The organism is Streptomyces sp. NBC_01275 (genome assembly GCF_026340655.1).
Classification (GTDB): domain Bacteria; phylum Actinomycetota; class Actinomycetes; order Streptomycetales; family Streptomycetaceae; genus Streptomyces.
Genome location: NZ_JAPEOZ010000001.1, coordinates 4,878,044 through 4,892,107 on the forward strand (window position 1 = coordinate 4,878,044; position 14,064 = coordinate 4,892,107).

At 73.2% G+C, this 14,064-nt stretch carries 11 protein-coding genes and 1 pseudogene; 9 read left to right on the plus strand and 3 right to left on the minus strand.

Annotation, left to right across the window (positions count from 1 at the left end):
• Positions 1–28: 28 nt before the first annotated feature.
• From pdhA to OG562_RS21500, 5 genes are all read left to right on the plus strand, one after another.
• Positions 29–1,198 (plus strand): pyruvate dehydrogenase (acetyl-transferring) E1 component subunit alpha, encoded by a 1,170-nt coding sequence (gene pdhA / locus OG562_RS21480; RefSeq protein WP_266400176.1) that lies wholly within the window; start codon positions 29–31, stop codon positions 1,196–1,198.
• Complete coding sequence (locus OG562_RS21485; RefSeq protein WP_266400179.1) at positions 1,195–2,199, plus strand: alpha-ketoacid dehydrogenase subunit beta; 1,005 nt, start codon at positions 1,195–1,197, stop codon at positions 2,197–2,199. Before pdhA ends, OG562_RS21485 begins: the two co-directional genes overlap by 4 nt.
• Positions 2,199–3,467, plus strand: a complete 1,269-nt coding sequence (locus OG562_RS21490) for a dihydrolipoamide acetyltransferase family protein (protein WP_266400182.1) — start codon at positions 2,199–2,201, stop codon at positions 3,465–3,467. Before OG562_RS21485 ends, OG562_RS21490 begins: the two co-directional genes overlap by 1 nt.
• 72 nt (positions 3,468–3,539) lie before the next feature.
• Positions 3,540–4,490 (plus strand): NTP transferase domain-containing protein, encoded by a 951-nt coding sequence (locus OG562_RS21495; RefSeq protein ID WP_266400183.1) that lies wholly within the window; start codon positions 3,540–3,542, stop codon positions 4,488–4,490.
• Complete coding sequence (locus OG562_RS21500; RefSeq protein ID WP_266400186.1) at positions 4,487–5,890, plus strand: molybdopterin molybdotransferase MoeA; 1,404 nt, start codon at positions 4,487–4,489, stop codon at positions 5,888–5,890. The genes OG562_RS21495 and OG562_RS21500 overlap by 4 nt, the downstream gene beginning before the upstream one ends.
• A gap of 96 nt (positions 5,891–5,986) precedes the next feature.
• On the opposite strand, the gene OG562_RS21505 is transcribed toward OG562_RS21500, so the two are convergent.
• Positions 5,987–7,102: a TrkA family potassium uptake protein gene (locus tag OG562_RS21505; protein ID WP_266400188.1), complete on the minus strand. Its 1,116-nt coding sequence runs from the start codon at positions 7,100–7,102 to the stop codon at positions 5,987–5,989.
• A gap of 119 nt (positions 7,103–7,221) precedes the next feature.
• Here OG562_RS21505 and OG562_RS21510 point away from each other — a divergent pair.
• Together OG562_RS21510 and OG562_RS21515 are read left to right on the plus strand one after the other, a co-directional pair.
• Positions 7,222–7,920 (plus strand): annotated as a pseudogene (locus tag OG562_RS21510) (TrkA family potassium uptake protein); the annotation flags it as partial.
• 23 nt (positions 7,921–7,943) lie between these two features.
• Positions 7,944–8,924, plus strand: a complete 981-nt coding sequence (locus tag OG562_RS21515; protein WP_266400190.1) for an NAD(P)H-quinone oxidoreductase — start codon at positions 7,944–7,946, stop codon at positions 8,922–8,924.
• 29 nt (positions 8,925–8,953) lie between these two features.
• Here the strand turns inward: OG562_RS21515 and OG562_RS21520 are convergent, their stop codons facing one another.
• On the minus strand, positions 8,954–9,487 hold the full coding sequence (locus OG562_RS21520) for a hypothetical protein (protein WP_266400193.1): 534 nt from the start codon (positions 9,485–9,487) through the stop codon (positions 8,954–8,956).
• Between the two features lie 206 nt (positions 9,488–9,693).
• Between OG562_RS21520 and OG562_RS21525 the strand changes: the two genes are divergently transcribed.
• The gene (locus tag OG562_RS21525) at positions 9,694–10,239 is read left to right on the plus strand and encodes a bacterial proteasome activator family protein (protein ID WP_266400195.1); all 546 of its coding nucleotides are present in this window, start codon (positions 9,694–9,696) and stop codon (positions 10,237–10,239) included.
• 106 nt (positions 10,240–10,345) lie between these two features.
• On the opposite strand, the gene OG562_RS21530 is transcribed toward OG562_RS21525, so the two are convergent.
• Entirely contained in the window at positions 10,346–11,986 is a 1,641-nt protein-coding gene (locus OG562_RS21530) for a protein kinase (RefSeq protein ID WP_266400197.1), read from the minus strand.
• A 385-nt stretch (positions 11,987–12,371) separates the two neighbouring features.
• Here OG562_RS21530 and OG562_RS21535 point away from each other — a divergent pair, with 385 nt between their 5' ends.
• The gene (locus tag OG562_RS21535) at positions 12,372–13,970 is read left to right on the plus strand and encodes a protein kinase (protein ID WP_266400200.1); all 1,599 of its coding nucleotides are present in this window, start codon (positions 12,372–12,374) and stop codon (positions 13,968–13,970) included.
• The last annotated feature ends 94 nt before the right edge of the window (positions 13,971–14,064 follow it).

Here is a 14,064-nt window from a genome sequence, read left to right on the forward strand (position 1 = left end):
GTAGCCGCTTCCACGAGGAGGTGCCGTCATGACGGTCCTGGAGCAGCGGGGCGCGTACCGGCCCACGCCGCCGCCCGCCTGGCAGCCCCGCACCGACCCCGCGCCGCTGCTGCCCGACGCCGAGCCGTACCGCGTCCTCGGCACCGAAGCGGCCGCGCAGGCCGACCCCGAGCTGCTGCGCCGGCTGTACGCCCAGCTGGTGCGCGGCCGCCGCTACAACGCGCAGGCCACCGCCCTCACCAAGCAGGGCCGGCTAGCCGTCTACCCCTCCAGCACCGGCCAGGAGGCCTGCGAGGTCGCCGCCGCGCTCGCCCTGGAGGAACGGGACTGGCTCTTCCCCAGCTACCGAGACACCCTCGCCGCCGTCGCCCGCGGCGTGGACCCCGTGGCCGCCCTCACCCTGCTGCGCGGCGACTGGCACACCGGCTACGACCCCTACGAGCACCGGGTCGCCCCCCTGTGCACCCCGCTCGCCACCCAGCTCCCGCACGCCGTGGGCCTCGCGCACGCGGCCCGTCTCAAGGGCGACGACGTGGTCGCCCTCGCCCTGGTCGGCGACGGCGGCACCAGCGAGGGCGACTTCCACGAGGCGCTGAACTTCGCCGCCGTCTGGCAGGCCCCGGTCGTCTTCCTCGTCCAGAACAACGGCTTCGCGATCTCCGTTCCGCTCGCCAAGCAGACCGCCGCCCCCTCCCTGGCCCACAAGGCCGTCGGGTACGGCATGCCGGGCCGCCTGGTCGACGGCAACGACGCGGCCGCCGTGCACCAGGTCCTCACCGACGCCGTACGGCACGCGCGCGAGGGCGGCGGTCCCACCCTCGTCGAGGCGGTGACCTACCGCATCGAGGCGCACACCAACGCCGACGACGCGACCCGCTACCGGGGCGACGCCGAGGTCGAGGCTTGGCGTGAGCACGACCCGATCCTGCTGCTGGAGCGCGAGCTGACCGCGCGGGGGCTGCTCGACGAGGCCGGCCGGCAGGCCGCGCGGGACGCCGCCGAGACGATGGCCGCCGACCTGCGCGCCCGGATGAACCAGGACCCGGTCCTCGACCCGATGGACCTGTTCGCCCACGTGTACGCCGAACCCACCCCCCAGCTGCGGGAGCAGCAGGCCCTGCTGCGGGCGGAGCTCGAGGCCGAGCACGCCGACCAGGGCAGTGACCGGGGCAGTGACCAGGGGAGCGCGCACCGATGACCACCGTCGCCCTCAAGCCGGCCACCATGGCGCAGGCCCTCACGCGCGCGCTGCGCGACGCGATGGCCGCCGACCCGTCCGTGCACGTCCTGGGCGAGGACGTGGGCGCCCTCGGCGGAGTCTTCCGGGTCACCGACGGACTCGCCGCGGAGTTCGGCGAGGACCGCTGCACCGACACCCCGCTCGCCGAGGCGGGCATCCTCGGCACCGCCGTCGGCATGGCCATGTACGGACTGCGCCCGGTGGTGGAGATGCAGTTCGACGCCTTCGCCTACCCGGCGTTCGAGCAGCTCATCAGCCATGTCGCCCGGATGCGCAACCGCACCCGTGGCCGGATGCCCCTGCCGATCACCGTCCGCGTGCCCTACGGCGGCGGCATCGGCGGCGTCGAGCACCACAGCGACTCCTCCGAGGCCTACTACATGGCGACCCCGGGCCTCCATGTCGTCACGCCCGCCACGGTCGCCGACGCCTACGGCCTGCTGCGCGCCGCCATCGCCTCCGACGACCCGGTCGTCCTCCTCGAACCCAAGCGTCTCTACTGGTCCAAGGACACCTGGAACCCCGAGGACCCGCAGCCCGTCGAGCCGATCGGCCGCGCGGTGGTGCGCCGCCCGGGCCGCAGCGCCACACTGATCACATACGGGCCGTCGGTCCCGGTCTGCCTCGAAGCCGCCGAGGCGGCCCGCGCCGAGGGCTGGGACCTGGAAGTCGTCGACCTGCGCTCCCTGGTGCCCTTCGACGACGAGACGGTCTGCGCCTCGGTACGGCGGACCGGCCGCGCGGTCGTCGTCCATGAGTCGGGCTCCTTCGGCGGCCCGGGCGGGGAGATCGCGGCCCGCGTCACGGAGCGCTGCTTCCACCACCTGGAGGCCCCGGTCCTGCGCGTCGCCGGCTTCGACCTCCCCTACCCGCCGCCGATGCTGGAGCGCCACCACCTGCCCGGCGTCGACCGCATCCTGGACGCCGTGGCCCGGCTGCAGTGGGAGGCCGAGAACTGATGGCACAGGTACTGGAGTTCAAGCTCCCCGACCTCGGGGAGGGACTCACCGAGGCGGAGATCGTGCGCTGGCTCGTCCAGGTCGGCGACGTCGTCGCCGTCGACCAGCCGGTCGTCGAGGTCGAGACGGCCAAGGCGATGGTCGAGGTGCCCTGCCCCTACGGCGGCGTGGTCACCGCCCGCTTCGGCGAGGAGGGCGCCGAACTGCCCGTCGGGGCCCCGCTGATCACGGTCGCGGTCGGCACGCCGGCCACCGGCGGCGAGGCCGAGGGCTCGGGCAACGTGCTGGTGGGCTACGGCACTTCCGAGGCGCCGGCGCGACGCAGGCGCGTACGGCCGGTCCAGCCGGCGCCCACTGTGTCCGCCGCCGTCGCCGCCCCTGCGCCCGCCGTCCCCACCAGGGCGACGGACGAGCCGGTCCCCGTGATCTCCCCGCTGGTGCGCCGGCTCGCCCGTGAGAACGGCCTGGACCTGCGGGAGCTGACCGGCTCGGGCCCCGAAGGACTGATCCTGCGCGCGGACGTGGAGAACGCGCTGCGGACACCGGCACCCGAGCCGACGCCCGTCGGCCCCCCGGCCGACGGCCACCGCATCCCCCTCAAGGGCGTCCGGGGCGCGGTCGCCGACAAGCTCTCCCGCAGCCGCCGCGAGATCCCGGACGCGACCTGCTGGGTGGACGCCGACGCGACGGAGCTGATGCGCGCCCGTACGGCGATGAACGCGACCGGCGGCCCGAAGATCGCCCTACTGGCCCTGCTGGCACGCATCTGCACCGCGGCCCTCGCCCGCTTCCCCGAGCTGAACTCCACCGTGGACATGGAGGCCAGGGAGATCGTCCGGCTCGACTCCGTGCACCTCGGCTTCGCCGCGCAGACCGAGCGCGGGCTCGTCGTGCCCGTCGTCCGCGAAGCGCACACCCGGGACGCCGAGGGGCTCACCGCGGAGTTCGCCCGGCTCACCGAGACCGCGCGGGCGGGCCGTCTCACCCCCGCTGAGCTGACCGGCGGGACCTTCACGCTGAACAACTACGGAGTGTTCGGCGTCGACGGCTCCACGCCGATCGTCAACCACCCCGAGGCGGCCATGCTCGGCGTCGGCCGCATCATCCCCAAGCCCTGGGTGCACGAGGGCGAGCTGGCGGTGCGCCAGGTCGTCCAGCTCTCGCTCACCTTCGACCACCGGGTGTGCGACGGCGGCACGGCCGGAGGCTTCCTGCGGTACGTGGCGGACTGCGTGGAACAGCCGGCGGTGCTGCTGCGCACGCTGTGATCCCGCGTCGGCTTCCGGGTTCCCCGTGATCGGGGGTGCCGCCGTCCCCGGGGCGGCACGCATACTCGGGGGATGACCTCGAACGAGCCCGTCGACACCACCGGCGCGTACGACGCCGTGGTGCTCGCCGGTGGCGGCGCCCGCCGACTCGGGGGCGCCGACAAGCCCGGCGTGCGGGTGGGCGGGCGCGCACTGCTCGACCGGGTCCTGGGGGCCTGCGCCGACGCGCGGACGACCGTCGTCGTCGCCGCCCCCCGGCCCACCGCGCGCCCGGTGCGCTGGGCGCGCGAGGACCCGCCCGGCGGCGGACCCGTCGCCGCCCTCGCCGCCGGACTCGGCCGCGCCACGGCGGACGACGTCCTCGTCCTCTCCGCCGACCTGCCCTTCCTCGCGGCGGACACGGTCCGGCGGCTGCTGGCCGCCCTGCACGCCGACGGGGCCGAGGGCGCGCTGCTCACCGACGCCGACGGCCGTGACCAGCCGCTCGTCGCCGCCTACCGCACGGCCGCCCTGCGCCGCGAACTGACGGCGCTCTCCGCGACCGGGTCCGGCGGCGGCCTCACCGGGCTGCCCCTGCGCCGGCTGACCGCCGGGCTCGACCTCACCCGCGTCCCCGACCCGGTCGCGTCCTTCGACTGCGACACCTGGGACGACATCGCCACCGCCAGGGCACGGATCAGGGAGCATGGCCACGTGTTGGATGAATGGATTTCCGCAGTCAAGGACGAACTGGGCATCGACCTCGAGGTCGACATCGGCGTCCTCCTCGACCTCGCCCGTGACGCCGCCCACGGAGTGGCCCGGCCCGCCGCCCCGCTGACCACCTTCCTGGTCGGCTACGCGGCCGCCCAGGCGCAGGGCGGCCCCGAGGCCGTCGCCGAGGCCGCCCGCAAGGCGGCCGCGCTGGCGCTGCGATGGGCGGAGGAGGCCGAGGCGGAGAAGGCCGAGAGGGCTGAGAAAGCGGAGAAGGCCGAGAAGGACACCCCCACCGGGCCCGGCGCCCCCGGGCCGGACGCCGGATGACCGCCCGCGGCGCCCGGCAGGGCCTCGACGCCGAGGACTTCGACGTCGAGGAGGCGCTCGCCCTCGTGAAGGACGGCAACGGCTCCGCCCGCCCCGCCGACGACCGCGGCCCCGCGACCGTGCCGACGGCCGCGCGGGGCGCGGACCGAGGCCCCCGCGCCTCCCACGCCCCGGGGACCGCCCCGGAGGCAGGTCACCGGGCCACCCTCTGGCCCGAGGCGCGCAAGATCGCCGCCCGGGCCGCCCGGGCCGGCGCCGCCCGCCGGGCCCCCGTCTCCGTGAGCCTCGGCGACGCCCTCGGCCTGGTCCTGGCCGCCCCGCTGACCGCCCTCACCGACCTGCCCTCCTTCGACACCTCCGCCATGGACGGCTGGGCGGTCGCGGGCCCCGGCCCTTGGCGCGTCCGGGACGAGGGCGTGCTGGCCGGAAGCACCGCGCCCGCGCCGCTCGCCGACGGCGAGGCCGTCCGGATCGCCACCGGCGCCCGGATCCCCCCGGACACCACCGCGGTCCTGCGCAGCGAGCACGGCCGCGCCGACGACAAGGCCCGGCTGCATCCCACCCGGGACATGAGCCACGGCCAGGACATCCGCCCCCGGGGCCAGGAGTGCCGTAGCGGCGACCAGTTGCTGCCCACCGGGGCGGTGGTGACCCCGGCCGTCCTCGGGCTCGCCGCGGCCGCCGGGTACGACACGCTGGCCGCCGTACCGCGTCCCCGGGTCGAGGTGCTCGTCCTCGGCGACGAACTGCTCACCGAGGGTCGGCCGCACGACGGCCTCATCCGGGACGCGCTCGGCCCGATGCTGCCGCCGTGGCTGCGGGCGCTGGGGGCCGAGGTCATCGCCGTGCGCAGGCTCGGCGACGACGCGGAAGCCCTCCACCAGGCCGTCACGGCATCCGACGCCGACCTGATCGTCACCACCGGGGGCACCGCCTCAGGACCCGTCGACCATGTGCACCCCACCCTGCGCCGCATCGGCGCCGAGCTCCTCGTCGACGGCGTCAAGGTGCGCCCCGGCCACCCCATGCTGCTGGCCCGCGTCAAGGACGACCAGCACCTCGTCGGCCTGCCCGGAAACCCCCTCGCGGCCGTCTCCGGGCTGCTCACGCTCGCCGAGCCCCTGCTGCGCACCCTCGCCGGTCGCCCGGCCCCGGAGCGCTACGCGCTGCGGCTGAGGGAGGCGGCGCACGGGCACCCGTACGACACCCGGCTCATTCCGGTCGTCCTGCGGGGCGACCATGCCATGCCGCTGCACTACAACGGGCCCGCCATGCTGCGGGGCATCGCGGCGGCCGACGCCCTCGCCGTCGTACCGCCGGGCGGTTCGCAGGCGGGTCAGGAGACGGAACTTCTCGACCTGCCGTGGGCTACGGCAGGGATCGGCGCATGTTTCACGTGAAACGGTCGAAGATCGGCAAACAGCCGAAGTTCAGTGGAACGGTAGCCATTCGGCGGCGTTTCACGTGAAACATCGTCCCGCTCGACCCGAATGCCGTCACGCCTGATCGGCTGTCGTGGCCCGGCTGACCGTGATCACGCGGTCGCCCGACTGGAGGCGGGTGAGTCGGGGGTCGGCGTAGTCCAGCAGTTCCTTGCCTCGGACGACGGCCACGACCAGGTCCGCGCAGCTGCGGGGCGGCTGTCCCGTCTCCTCCTTGGTGACGGGGCGTTCGAGGAGGTCGAGGCCGCTGCCGAGGGTCATCAGGTCCTCCAGGGTCCTGGCCACGGTCGGGCTGACCATCGAGACGCCGAGCAGTCGGCCGGCGGAGCTGGAGCTGGTGACCACGGTGTCCGCGCCGCTCTGCTTGAGCAGGGGCACGTTCTCGTCCTCCCGGGCGGCGACCACGATCGTGGCGCGCCGGTTCAGCTGGCGAGCGGTGAGCGTGACCAGCGCGGCCGTGTCGTCGCGCTGCGGGGCGACGATCACCCGGGTGGCGCTCTGCACCTCGGCCTTGAGGAGCGTCTCCGAGCGGGTGGCGTCCCCGGTCACCGTCACCAGTCCGTCGTCGCCGGCCGCGTCGGAGGCCTTGCGCTGGGCGTCCACGATCACGATCCGGTCCTTGGCGATGCCCTGTCCGACGAGCGTCTGCACCGCGTGGCGGCCCTTCGTGCCGTATCCGACGACCACGACGTGGTCGCGGGTGCGGGCGCGCCAGCGGTGGATGCGGACCTGCTGGCGGGTGCGCTCGGTGAGCACCTCCAGGGTCGTGCCGACCAGGATGATCAGGAACACCACGCGCAGCGGTGTGATGACGAGGATGTTGATCAGCCGAGCCGTGTCGCTGACCGGGGTGATGTCGCCGTAGCCCGTGGTGGAGAGGGTGACGGTGGCGTAGTAGGCGGCGTCGAGGAGGTCGACGGACTGGTCGGAGTTGTCGTTGTAGCCGTCGCGGTCGACGTAGACGATCAGCGTGGTGAGGGCCAGCACCAGCAGGGCCAGCGCGAGGCGCCGTATCACCTGCAGGAGCGGGGGCGTCGCGGTGCGCACCGGCATCGTGATGGAGCGGCCCGCCTCGGCGTCGTCCCGGGCCTCTCTGCGGGAGCGATACCAGAGGGACCGCAGGAGCGGAAGTCTGTCCGCCTTGGACTGCTGCCGTTCGTGGTCCGTCATCGTGTGCCCCCTGTGATGGTGATCGGTTCGGTGGGCACCATGGTTCCCGGCGGGTCGGCGCCCGCCGTGAAGCAACACGAGTCCACGTCCAGGTTTCGCCCAGCGCTCCGGAGGTCCCCTTGCGCGACCACACTGTCGTCGTCGGCTTCGGCACGAAGGGGCGGTCCGCGATCCGGACGGCCTGTGCCTCGGGGCTGCGCAAGGAGCAGGTCGTCGTGATCGACCCCAGCGCGAAGGCGATCGAGGCGGCGACGGCCGAGGGCTACGAGGGCGTGGTCGGGGACGCGACGCGCAGTGACGTGCTGCGGCGGGCCGAGGTGCAGCGGGCGGGCCGGATCGTCATCGCGACCGAGCGCGACGACACGGCGGTGCTCGTGGCGCTGACGGCCCGCCAGCTCAACCCCGGCGCGAAGATCGTGGCCGCCGTGCGCGAGGAGGAGAACGCCCCGCTGCTGCGGCAGTCCGGCGCCGACGAGGTCATCACCAGCGCCGGCGCGGCCGGCCGCCTTCTGGGCCTGTCCGTGCTCAGTCCCGCGGCCGGTCTGGTCATGGAGGACCTCATACAGCAGGGCAGCGGCCTCGACCTCGTCGAACGGCCCGTCACCAAGGCCGAGGCGGGCCGCGGCCCGCGCGAGACGGACGACCTGGTGGTGAGCGTCATCCGGGGGCACCGGGTCCTCGGCTACGACGATCCCGCCATCGGCGCACTGGAGCCGACCGACCGTCTGGTCACGATCGTGCGGGTGAGCTCGGACAGCTCGCCTGGCGGGCTGGGCGCGCCCTACGGGCCCGGCGTCCCGCCGCTCCCCCCGGCCTGAGCGTCGGGGGTAGCGTCCCTCTCATGCATGCGATCACGATTCCCGAACCTGGTGGGCCCGAGGCGCTGGTGTGGAACGAGGTCCCCGATCCGGTGGCCGGCGAGGGCGAGGTGCTGGTCGAGGTGGCGGCCAGCGCCGTCAACCGGGCCGACATCCTGCAACGGCAGGGTTTCTACAACCCGCCGCCGGGCGCGTCCCCCTACCCCGGCCTGGAGTGCTCCGGCCGCATCGCCGCGATCGGCCCCGGAGTCTCCGGCTGGGCGGTCGGCGACGAGGTGTGCGCGCTGCTCGCGGGCGGTGGATACGCCGAGAAGGTCGCCGTCCCGGCCGGTCAGCTGCTGCCCGTGCCCAAGGGGATCGACCTTCGGCGGGCCGCCGCGCTCCCCGAGGTGACCTGCACGGTCTGGTCGAACGTCTTCATGATCTCCCACCTGCGCCCCGGCGAGACGCTGCTCGTGCACGGCGGCTCCAGCGGCATCGGCACCATGGCGATCCAGCTGGCCAAGGCCGTCGGCGCGAGGGTCGCCGTCACCGCGGGCACCAAGGAGAAGCTGGACCAGTGCGCCGAGCTGGGCGCGGACGTCCTGATCAACTACCGCGAGCAGGACTTCGTCACCGAGATCGAGCAGGCCACGGGCGGTGCCGGCGCCGACGTCATCCTCGACAACATGGGCGCGAAGTACCTGGACCGCAACGTCCGCGCCCTCGCCGTCAACGGGCGGCTCGCGATCATCGGGATGCAGGGCGGGATCAAGGCCGAGCTGAACATCGCCGCGCTGCTCACCAAGCGCGCGGCCATCAGCGCGACCTCGCTGCGGGCCCGCCCGCCGGCGGAGAAGACGGCCATCGTCGCCGCCGTACGCGAACACGTCTGGCCCCTGCTCGACGCCGGCCAGGTACGTCCCGTGGTCGACCGGGAACTCCCGATGAGCGACGCGCCCGCCGCCCACCGGATCGTCGAGGAGAGCAGTCACGTCGGCAAGGTCCTGCTGGTCGCGCCCTGACGGAGCCCTGGCTCGGCTCTCGCCGCGTCCTAGCCGCGCCGAAGACGCAGCGCGGCGAGGGCGAGGGCGAGGCCCAGGCCGATGAGGACCAGACCGCTGCCCAGCGGCAGGATCCGGAGCACCGGCTCGTCTTCGGCCCGCTCCCCCTGCGTCGCGGCCTGCCGAACGGCATCCGGCGGCGCCGCGGAGGGCACGGGAGCGACGACGTCCTCCGGCGGCGACTCCGGTACGGCGGAGGAGTCGACGCCGGAGACCTCCGTACCGTCGCTCGTCTCGCCGTCGTCCTCCCCCTCGTCCTCGTCCGCGCCCGAGTCCTCGTCCTGCTCGCCCCGGTCCTCCGTCGCGTTCCCTCGCCCGGGCCGCGCCCGCCCCTCGCCCGCCCGGCTTCCGGCACGGTCGGGCTCCCCGGGGGAGGACGCGGAGGGGGACGGGGACGGCGAGGGGCGCGACTCGACCGGCGTCGACACGCTGCCGTACGACGACCCGCCTGCGTACGCCGATACCGTCCCGTACGCCGAGACGGCCGCGTACGACGAAGCGCCTCCGTACGGGAGCAGCACCACGCTCGCTCCCACCGCACACCACGTCCACCGCCATGGAGTCACGCTCGTGACCCCCTCCCGCTGCCTGGTCGCCAAGGAAAAGACGCCATAAGCGTCACATTCAGGGATATGAGCCGCACTGCGGACTGCGCCGAACGGAAATGGTGGATCACCCTTCACGGGGGGCACCTCGGTGATGAGGTGTACGGGTGCGAGAGAATGGCGGCATGGAGATGCCGAGGAACGAAAGGTCGCCGGAGAATGCCCAGAGGATCCTGGTCGTAGGTCAGGACGGCATGGCACTGGGCGGCGTCGACGCTGACGAGGACTCCCGTGAGATCCCGGTGACGGAGCAGGTCGAGCAGCCGGCGAAGGTCATGAGGATCGGCAGCATGATCAAGCAGCTGCTGGAGGAGGTGCGGGCGGCTCCCCTGGACGAGGCCAGCCGGGTCCGGCTCAAGGAGATCCACGCGAGCTCGGTGAAGGAGCTGGAGGACGGTCTGGCGCCGGAGCTGGTCGAGGAGTTGGAGCGGCTCTCCCTGCCGTTCAACGAGGAGTCGACGCCGAGCGACGCGGAACTGCGGATCGCGCAGGCTCAGTTGGTCGGCTGGCTGGAGGGCCTCTTCCACGGCATCCAGACCACGTTGTTCGCCCAGCAGATGGCCGCGCGCGCCCAGTTGGAGCAGATGCGTCGCGCGCTGCCGCCGGGTGTGAGCCACGAGGGCGACGACGACCCGCGCGCGGGCGGCCGGGCGGGCGGGCCGTACCTCTAGAGAAGCGGGACCGACAACAGACCACAAAGGGCCCGGCGCATCCCGCGCAGGGCCCTTTCACCTGTGGTTTCGCGTGCGGTTTCGCGTGTGCCTCACGCGTACGGCGTCAGGACGCCGGGTTGCCCGTCGACACCTTGATCTCGATCTCGGGCATGTCCTCGGGGTCGACGTCCGTCCCGGCGGAGGGGAACTGGTCCATGACCGCGCCCTCGCCGTACGTGTTCTCGTCGACGTTCGTGACCTTGTACTGCCAACCGGCGGCCTGGAAGCAGTCCTTGACCGACTTGACGTACTTGAACTTGAAGTTGGGCACCTGGATCTTGTCGGGGTCGTTGTACGACTCCTGCGGCTCCGAGCACTCGGTCGAGTCGATCGACTTGGACGTGTCCGGACCGCGGTAGCCCGCCACCGTCGTCGCCGACGGCGAGGCGCTGGAGCCGCCCGTGCCGCCCTCGTCGTCCGAGCCGCCCTGCAGCGCGAGGCTGACGAGGAGACCGCCGACCGCCAGCACGGCGACGAGGGTCGAGCCGACGACGACCGCCTTGTTGCCCTTGCGGCCACCGCCGGAGGGCGCCGTGGTCGAGGGCTGAGGGCTGAGGTTGTACGCCGGGGGCGTGTGCGGCGCCTGCTGGTGGCCGTACGGCGGGGCGGGCGTCTGGTAGCCGCCCTGCTGCGGGTAGCCGTAGGAGGGGACCGGGGTGGGACCGCCGTACGGGTTCGGCGTCGGGGTCTGGGGCGGCTGGTACGGCGTCTGGACGCCGGCGACGGGCGGCTGGGCGCCCTGGCCGACCGGCGGGAACACCGCGGAGCCGACGCCCGAGCCGCTCTGCGTCGGGATGCCCGGGACGATGCTCGGCGGGGCCGCCTGGAAGGAGGCGGAGACGCGCAGGCACTCGTCGCGCATGGCGACGGCGGTCGGGAAACGCTCGTTCGGGTTCTTCTTCAGCGCGCGGGCGATCAGCGCGTCCACCGCCGGCGGCAGCGCCCGGTTGATCGAGGAGGGGGCCACCGGCTCCTCCTGCACGTGCGCGTACGCGATCGCCAGCGGCGAGTCAGCCTCGAACGGCAGCCGCCCGGTGACCAGTTGGAACAGCATGATGCCGACCGAGTAGAGGTCGGAGCGCGCGTCCACCCCGCGGCCCAGGGCCTGCTCGGGGGAGAGGTACTGCGGGGTGCCGACGACCATGCCGGTCTGCGTCATCGACGTGACGCCGGACTGCATGGCGCGCGCGATGCCGAAGTCCATCACCTTGACGACGCCGCGCTTGGTCATCATCACGTTGCCGGGCTTGATGTCGCGGTGGACCAGCCCCATCTCGTGACTGATCTCCAGCGCGGCCAGCACGTCCGCGGTGATCTTCAGCGCCTTGTCGGCGGGCATCGCGCCCAGCTGCGTCACGTCCTCGTCGAGCACCGAGCCGAGCGGGCGGCCCTCGATGTACTCCATGACGATGTACGGCGTCGTCAGCCCGTCCACATCGTCCTCGCCGGTGTCGAAGACCGAGACGATGTTGGTGTGCGTGAGCTTGGCCACGGCCTGGGCCTCGCGGCGGAAGCGCTCGCGGAAGGCCTGCTCGCGGCCGAGTTCGGTGTGCAGCGTCTTGACCGCGACCTGCCGGTCGAGCACGGCGTCGTAGGCGAGGTGCACCGAGGCCATGCCGCCCTCGCCGAGCAAGTCGCGCAGCTGATAGCGGCCGCCGGCGAGCGCCCGCCCCGCGTACCGGCCCTGTGCGCCGTCCTGGCTCATGTTCCGCTTCCCCCATAGCCTTCCGGCGCCGGCGATTGTCGTCGCCCCGGTGATCGATCCGGCGATCAGTGCAGTGATCGGCCGCTCGATCCAGTGATCCAATGTGCTATTCCCGGCCAAGTCTGCCTCAGGGCACCGACACGTCAAGCTCGGTGCCCGTTCCGTGACCCTACGAGAAAGAAGCGTCGCGGAAGCGTTACAGGTGCCGTACGACCGGTACACAGAATTTGCACGCCGCACCGCGCTACGGGTTTGATGACCGGTCCGTCCCGGACCGGTACTCGGGATCGCCCCGGACCGGCGGCTTGCGGGAAGGCTGTAGCGTGGCCGACGGAGACCGTGACAACACCGCGCGCACCGCGGGCAGAAACGACGGCGAGGACTGATGGCACAGCAGCGCGCTCAGGGCCCGTCCGACCCCGAGGCGACTGGCGGCGGTATGTCAGATGCGCCGGAGAACTGGGGCAACGGCGGGCTGGTCGGGGACGGCCGTTACCGGCTCACCCACAGACTCGGCCGGGGTGGCATGGCCGAGGTGTTCGCGGCCGAGGACGTACGTCTCGGTCGCACCGTCGCGGTCAAGCTGCTGCGCGCCGACCTCGCCGAGGACCCGGTGTCCAAGGCCCGCTTCACGCGCGAGGCCCAGTCGGTGGCCGGCCTCAACCACCATGCGATCGTCGCCGTGTACGACTCCGGCGAGGACGCCGTGGGCGGCCAGAGCGTGCCGTACATCGTGATGGAGATCGTCGAGGGGCGCACCATCCGCGACCTGCTCCTCAACGCCGAGGCGCCCGGGCCCGAGCAGGCCCTGATCATCGTCTCCGGCGTCCTGGAGGCGCTCGCCTACTCGCACCAGCACGGCATCGTGCACCGCGACATCAAGCCCGCGAACGTGATCATCACGCACAACGGCGCCGTCAAGGTGATGGACTTCGGCATCGCGCGCGCCCTGCACGGCGCGTCCACGACGATGACGCAGACCGGCATGGTCATGGGCACGCCGCAGTACCTCTCCCCGGAGCAGGCGCTCGGCAAGGCCGTCGACCACCGCTCCGACCTGTACGCGACGGGCTGCCTGCTGTACGAACTGCTCGCGCTGCGGCCTCCGTTCACCGGCGAGACGCCGCTGTCGGTGGTCTACCAGCATGTGCAGGACATCCCGGTGCCGCCGTCGCGGACCTCGGAGGGCGCCTGCCCGCCGGAGCTCGACGGCCTTGTCATGCGTTCCCTCGCCAAGGACCCGGACGACCGTTTCCAGACGGCCGAGGAGATGCGCGGGCTCATCCAGTACGGCCTGCAGATGCTGTACGACCAGGGCGGCCACACCGGCACCTGGAACACCGGCCCGGTCGCTCTGAACGACGGCCGCGGACCCGCCTCGGGCGGCTTCGCGGGCGGTACCACGGTGATGCCGCACCACGGCGACGGCTCCAGCACCTCGCAGATCCCCCAGCCGATCCTGCCCTCGGGCTACGGAGGCGGCGACGACGGCGGTTTCGAGGGCCACGGCAACCGGGGCAGCGGCCGGGGCAAGCTGTGGATCCTCGCCGTCCTCGCGGTGATCGCCATCGCGGCGGGCGTCGCGCTCGCGCTGCAGGGCAAGGGCTCGGGCAGCGGCGAGACCGATCCCACGAAGTCCCCGAGCAGCACCGCGTCCGCGACGGACGACCAGGCCAGCGAGACGCCGTCGGACGAGGCGAGCGAGACGGCCACGGACGACACCTCGGACAGCGGCACGGGCTCGAACACCGGGTCGGGCTACTCGCCGTCGTACTCGCCGTCGTACTCGCCGTCCGAGTCGGCCAGCAGCGAGCCCTCGGACGAGCCGTCGGACGAGCAGACGACCGCCCAGCCGTCGGACGAGCCGACGGACACGACGTCGACCGACCCGGCGGCGGACGGCGGCACCGACGACGGCGGCACGACCGACGGGACCTCGAACGGCGCGGACCAGGGCACCACCCTGGGCAGCCTCGGCAACTGACCGGCGTACGTCCGCGTACTTCACGTCCGCGTACTTCACGTCGTCCCGCACGCGTGTGTGGAGCCTTGAAAGGGCTCCACGAGCGCGTGTTTGT

Coding starts and splice junctions, on each gene's coding strand:
- pdhA (WP_266400176.1), top strand. CDS start 29: ATGACGGTCCTGGAGCAGCGGGGCGCGTACCGGCCCACGCCGCCGCCC.
- OG562_RS21485 (WP_266400179.1), top strand. CDS start 1,195: ATGACCACCGTCGCCCTCAAGCCGGCCACCATGGCGCAGGCCCTCACG.
- OG562_RS21490 (WP_266400182.1), top strand. CDS start 2,199: ATGGCACAGGTACTGGAGTTCAAGCTCCCCGACCTCGGGGAGGGACTC.
- OG562_RS21495 (WP_266400183.1), top strand. CDS start 3,540: ATGACCTCGAACGAGCCCGTCGACACCACCGGCGCGTACGACGCCGTG.
- OG562_RS21500 (WP_266400186.1), top strand. CDS start 4,487: ATGACCGCCCGCGGCGCCCGGCAGGGCCTCGACGCCGAGGACTTCGAC.
- OG562_RS21505 (WP_266400188.1), bottom strand. CDS start 7,102: ATGACGGACCACGAACGGCAGCAGTCCAAGGCGGACAGACTTCCGCTC.
- OG562_RS21515 (WP_266400190.1), top strand. CDS start 7,944: ATGCATGCGATCACGATTCCCGAACCTGGTGGGCCCGAGGCGCTGGTG.
- OG562_RS21525 (WP_266400195.1), top strand. CDS start 9,694: ATGGAGATGCCGAGGAACGAAAGGTCGCCGGAGAATGCCCAGAGGATC.
- OG562_RS21530 (WP_266400197.1), bottom strand. CDS start 11,986: ATGAGCCAGGACGGCGCACAGGGCCGGTACGCGGGGCGGGCGCTCGCC.
- OG562_RS21535 (WP_266400200.1), top strand. CDS start 12,372: ATGGCACAGCAGCGCGCTCAGGGCCCGTCCGACCCCGAGGCGACTGGC.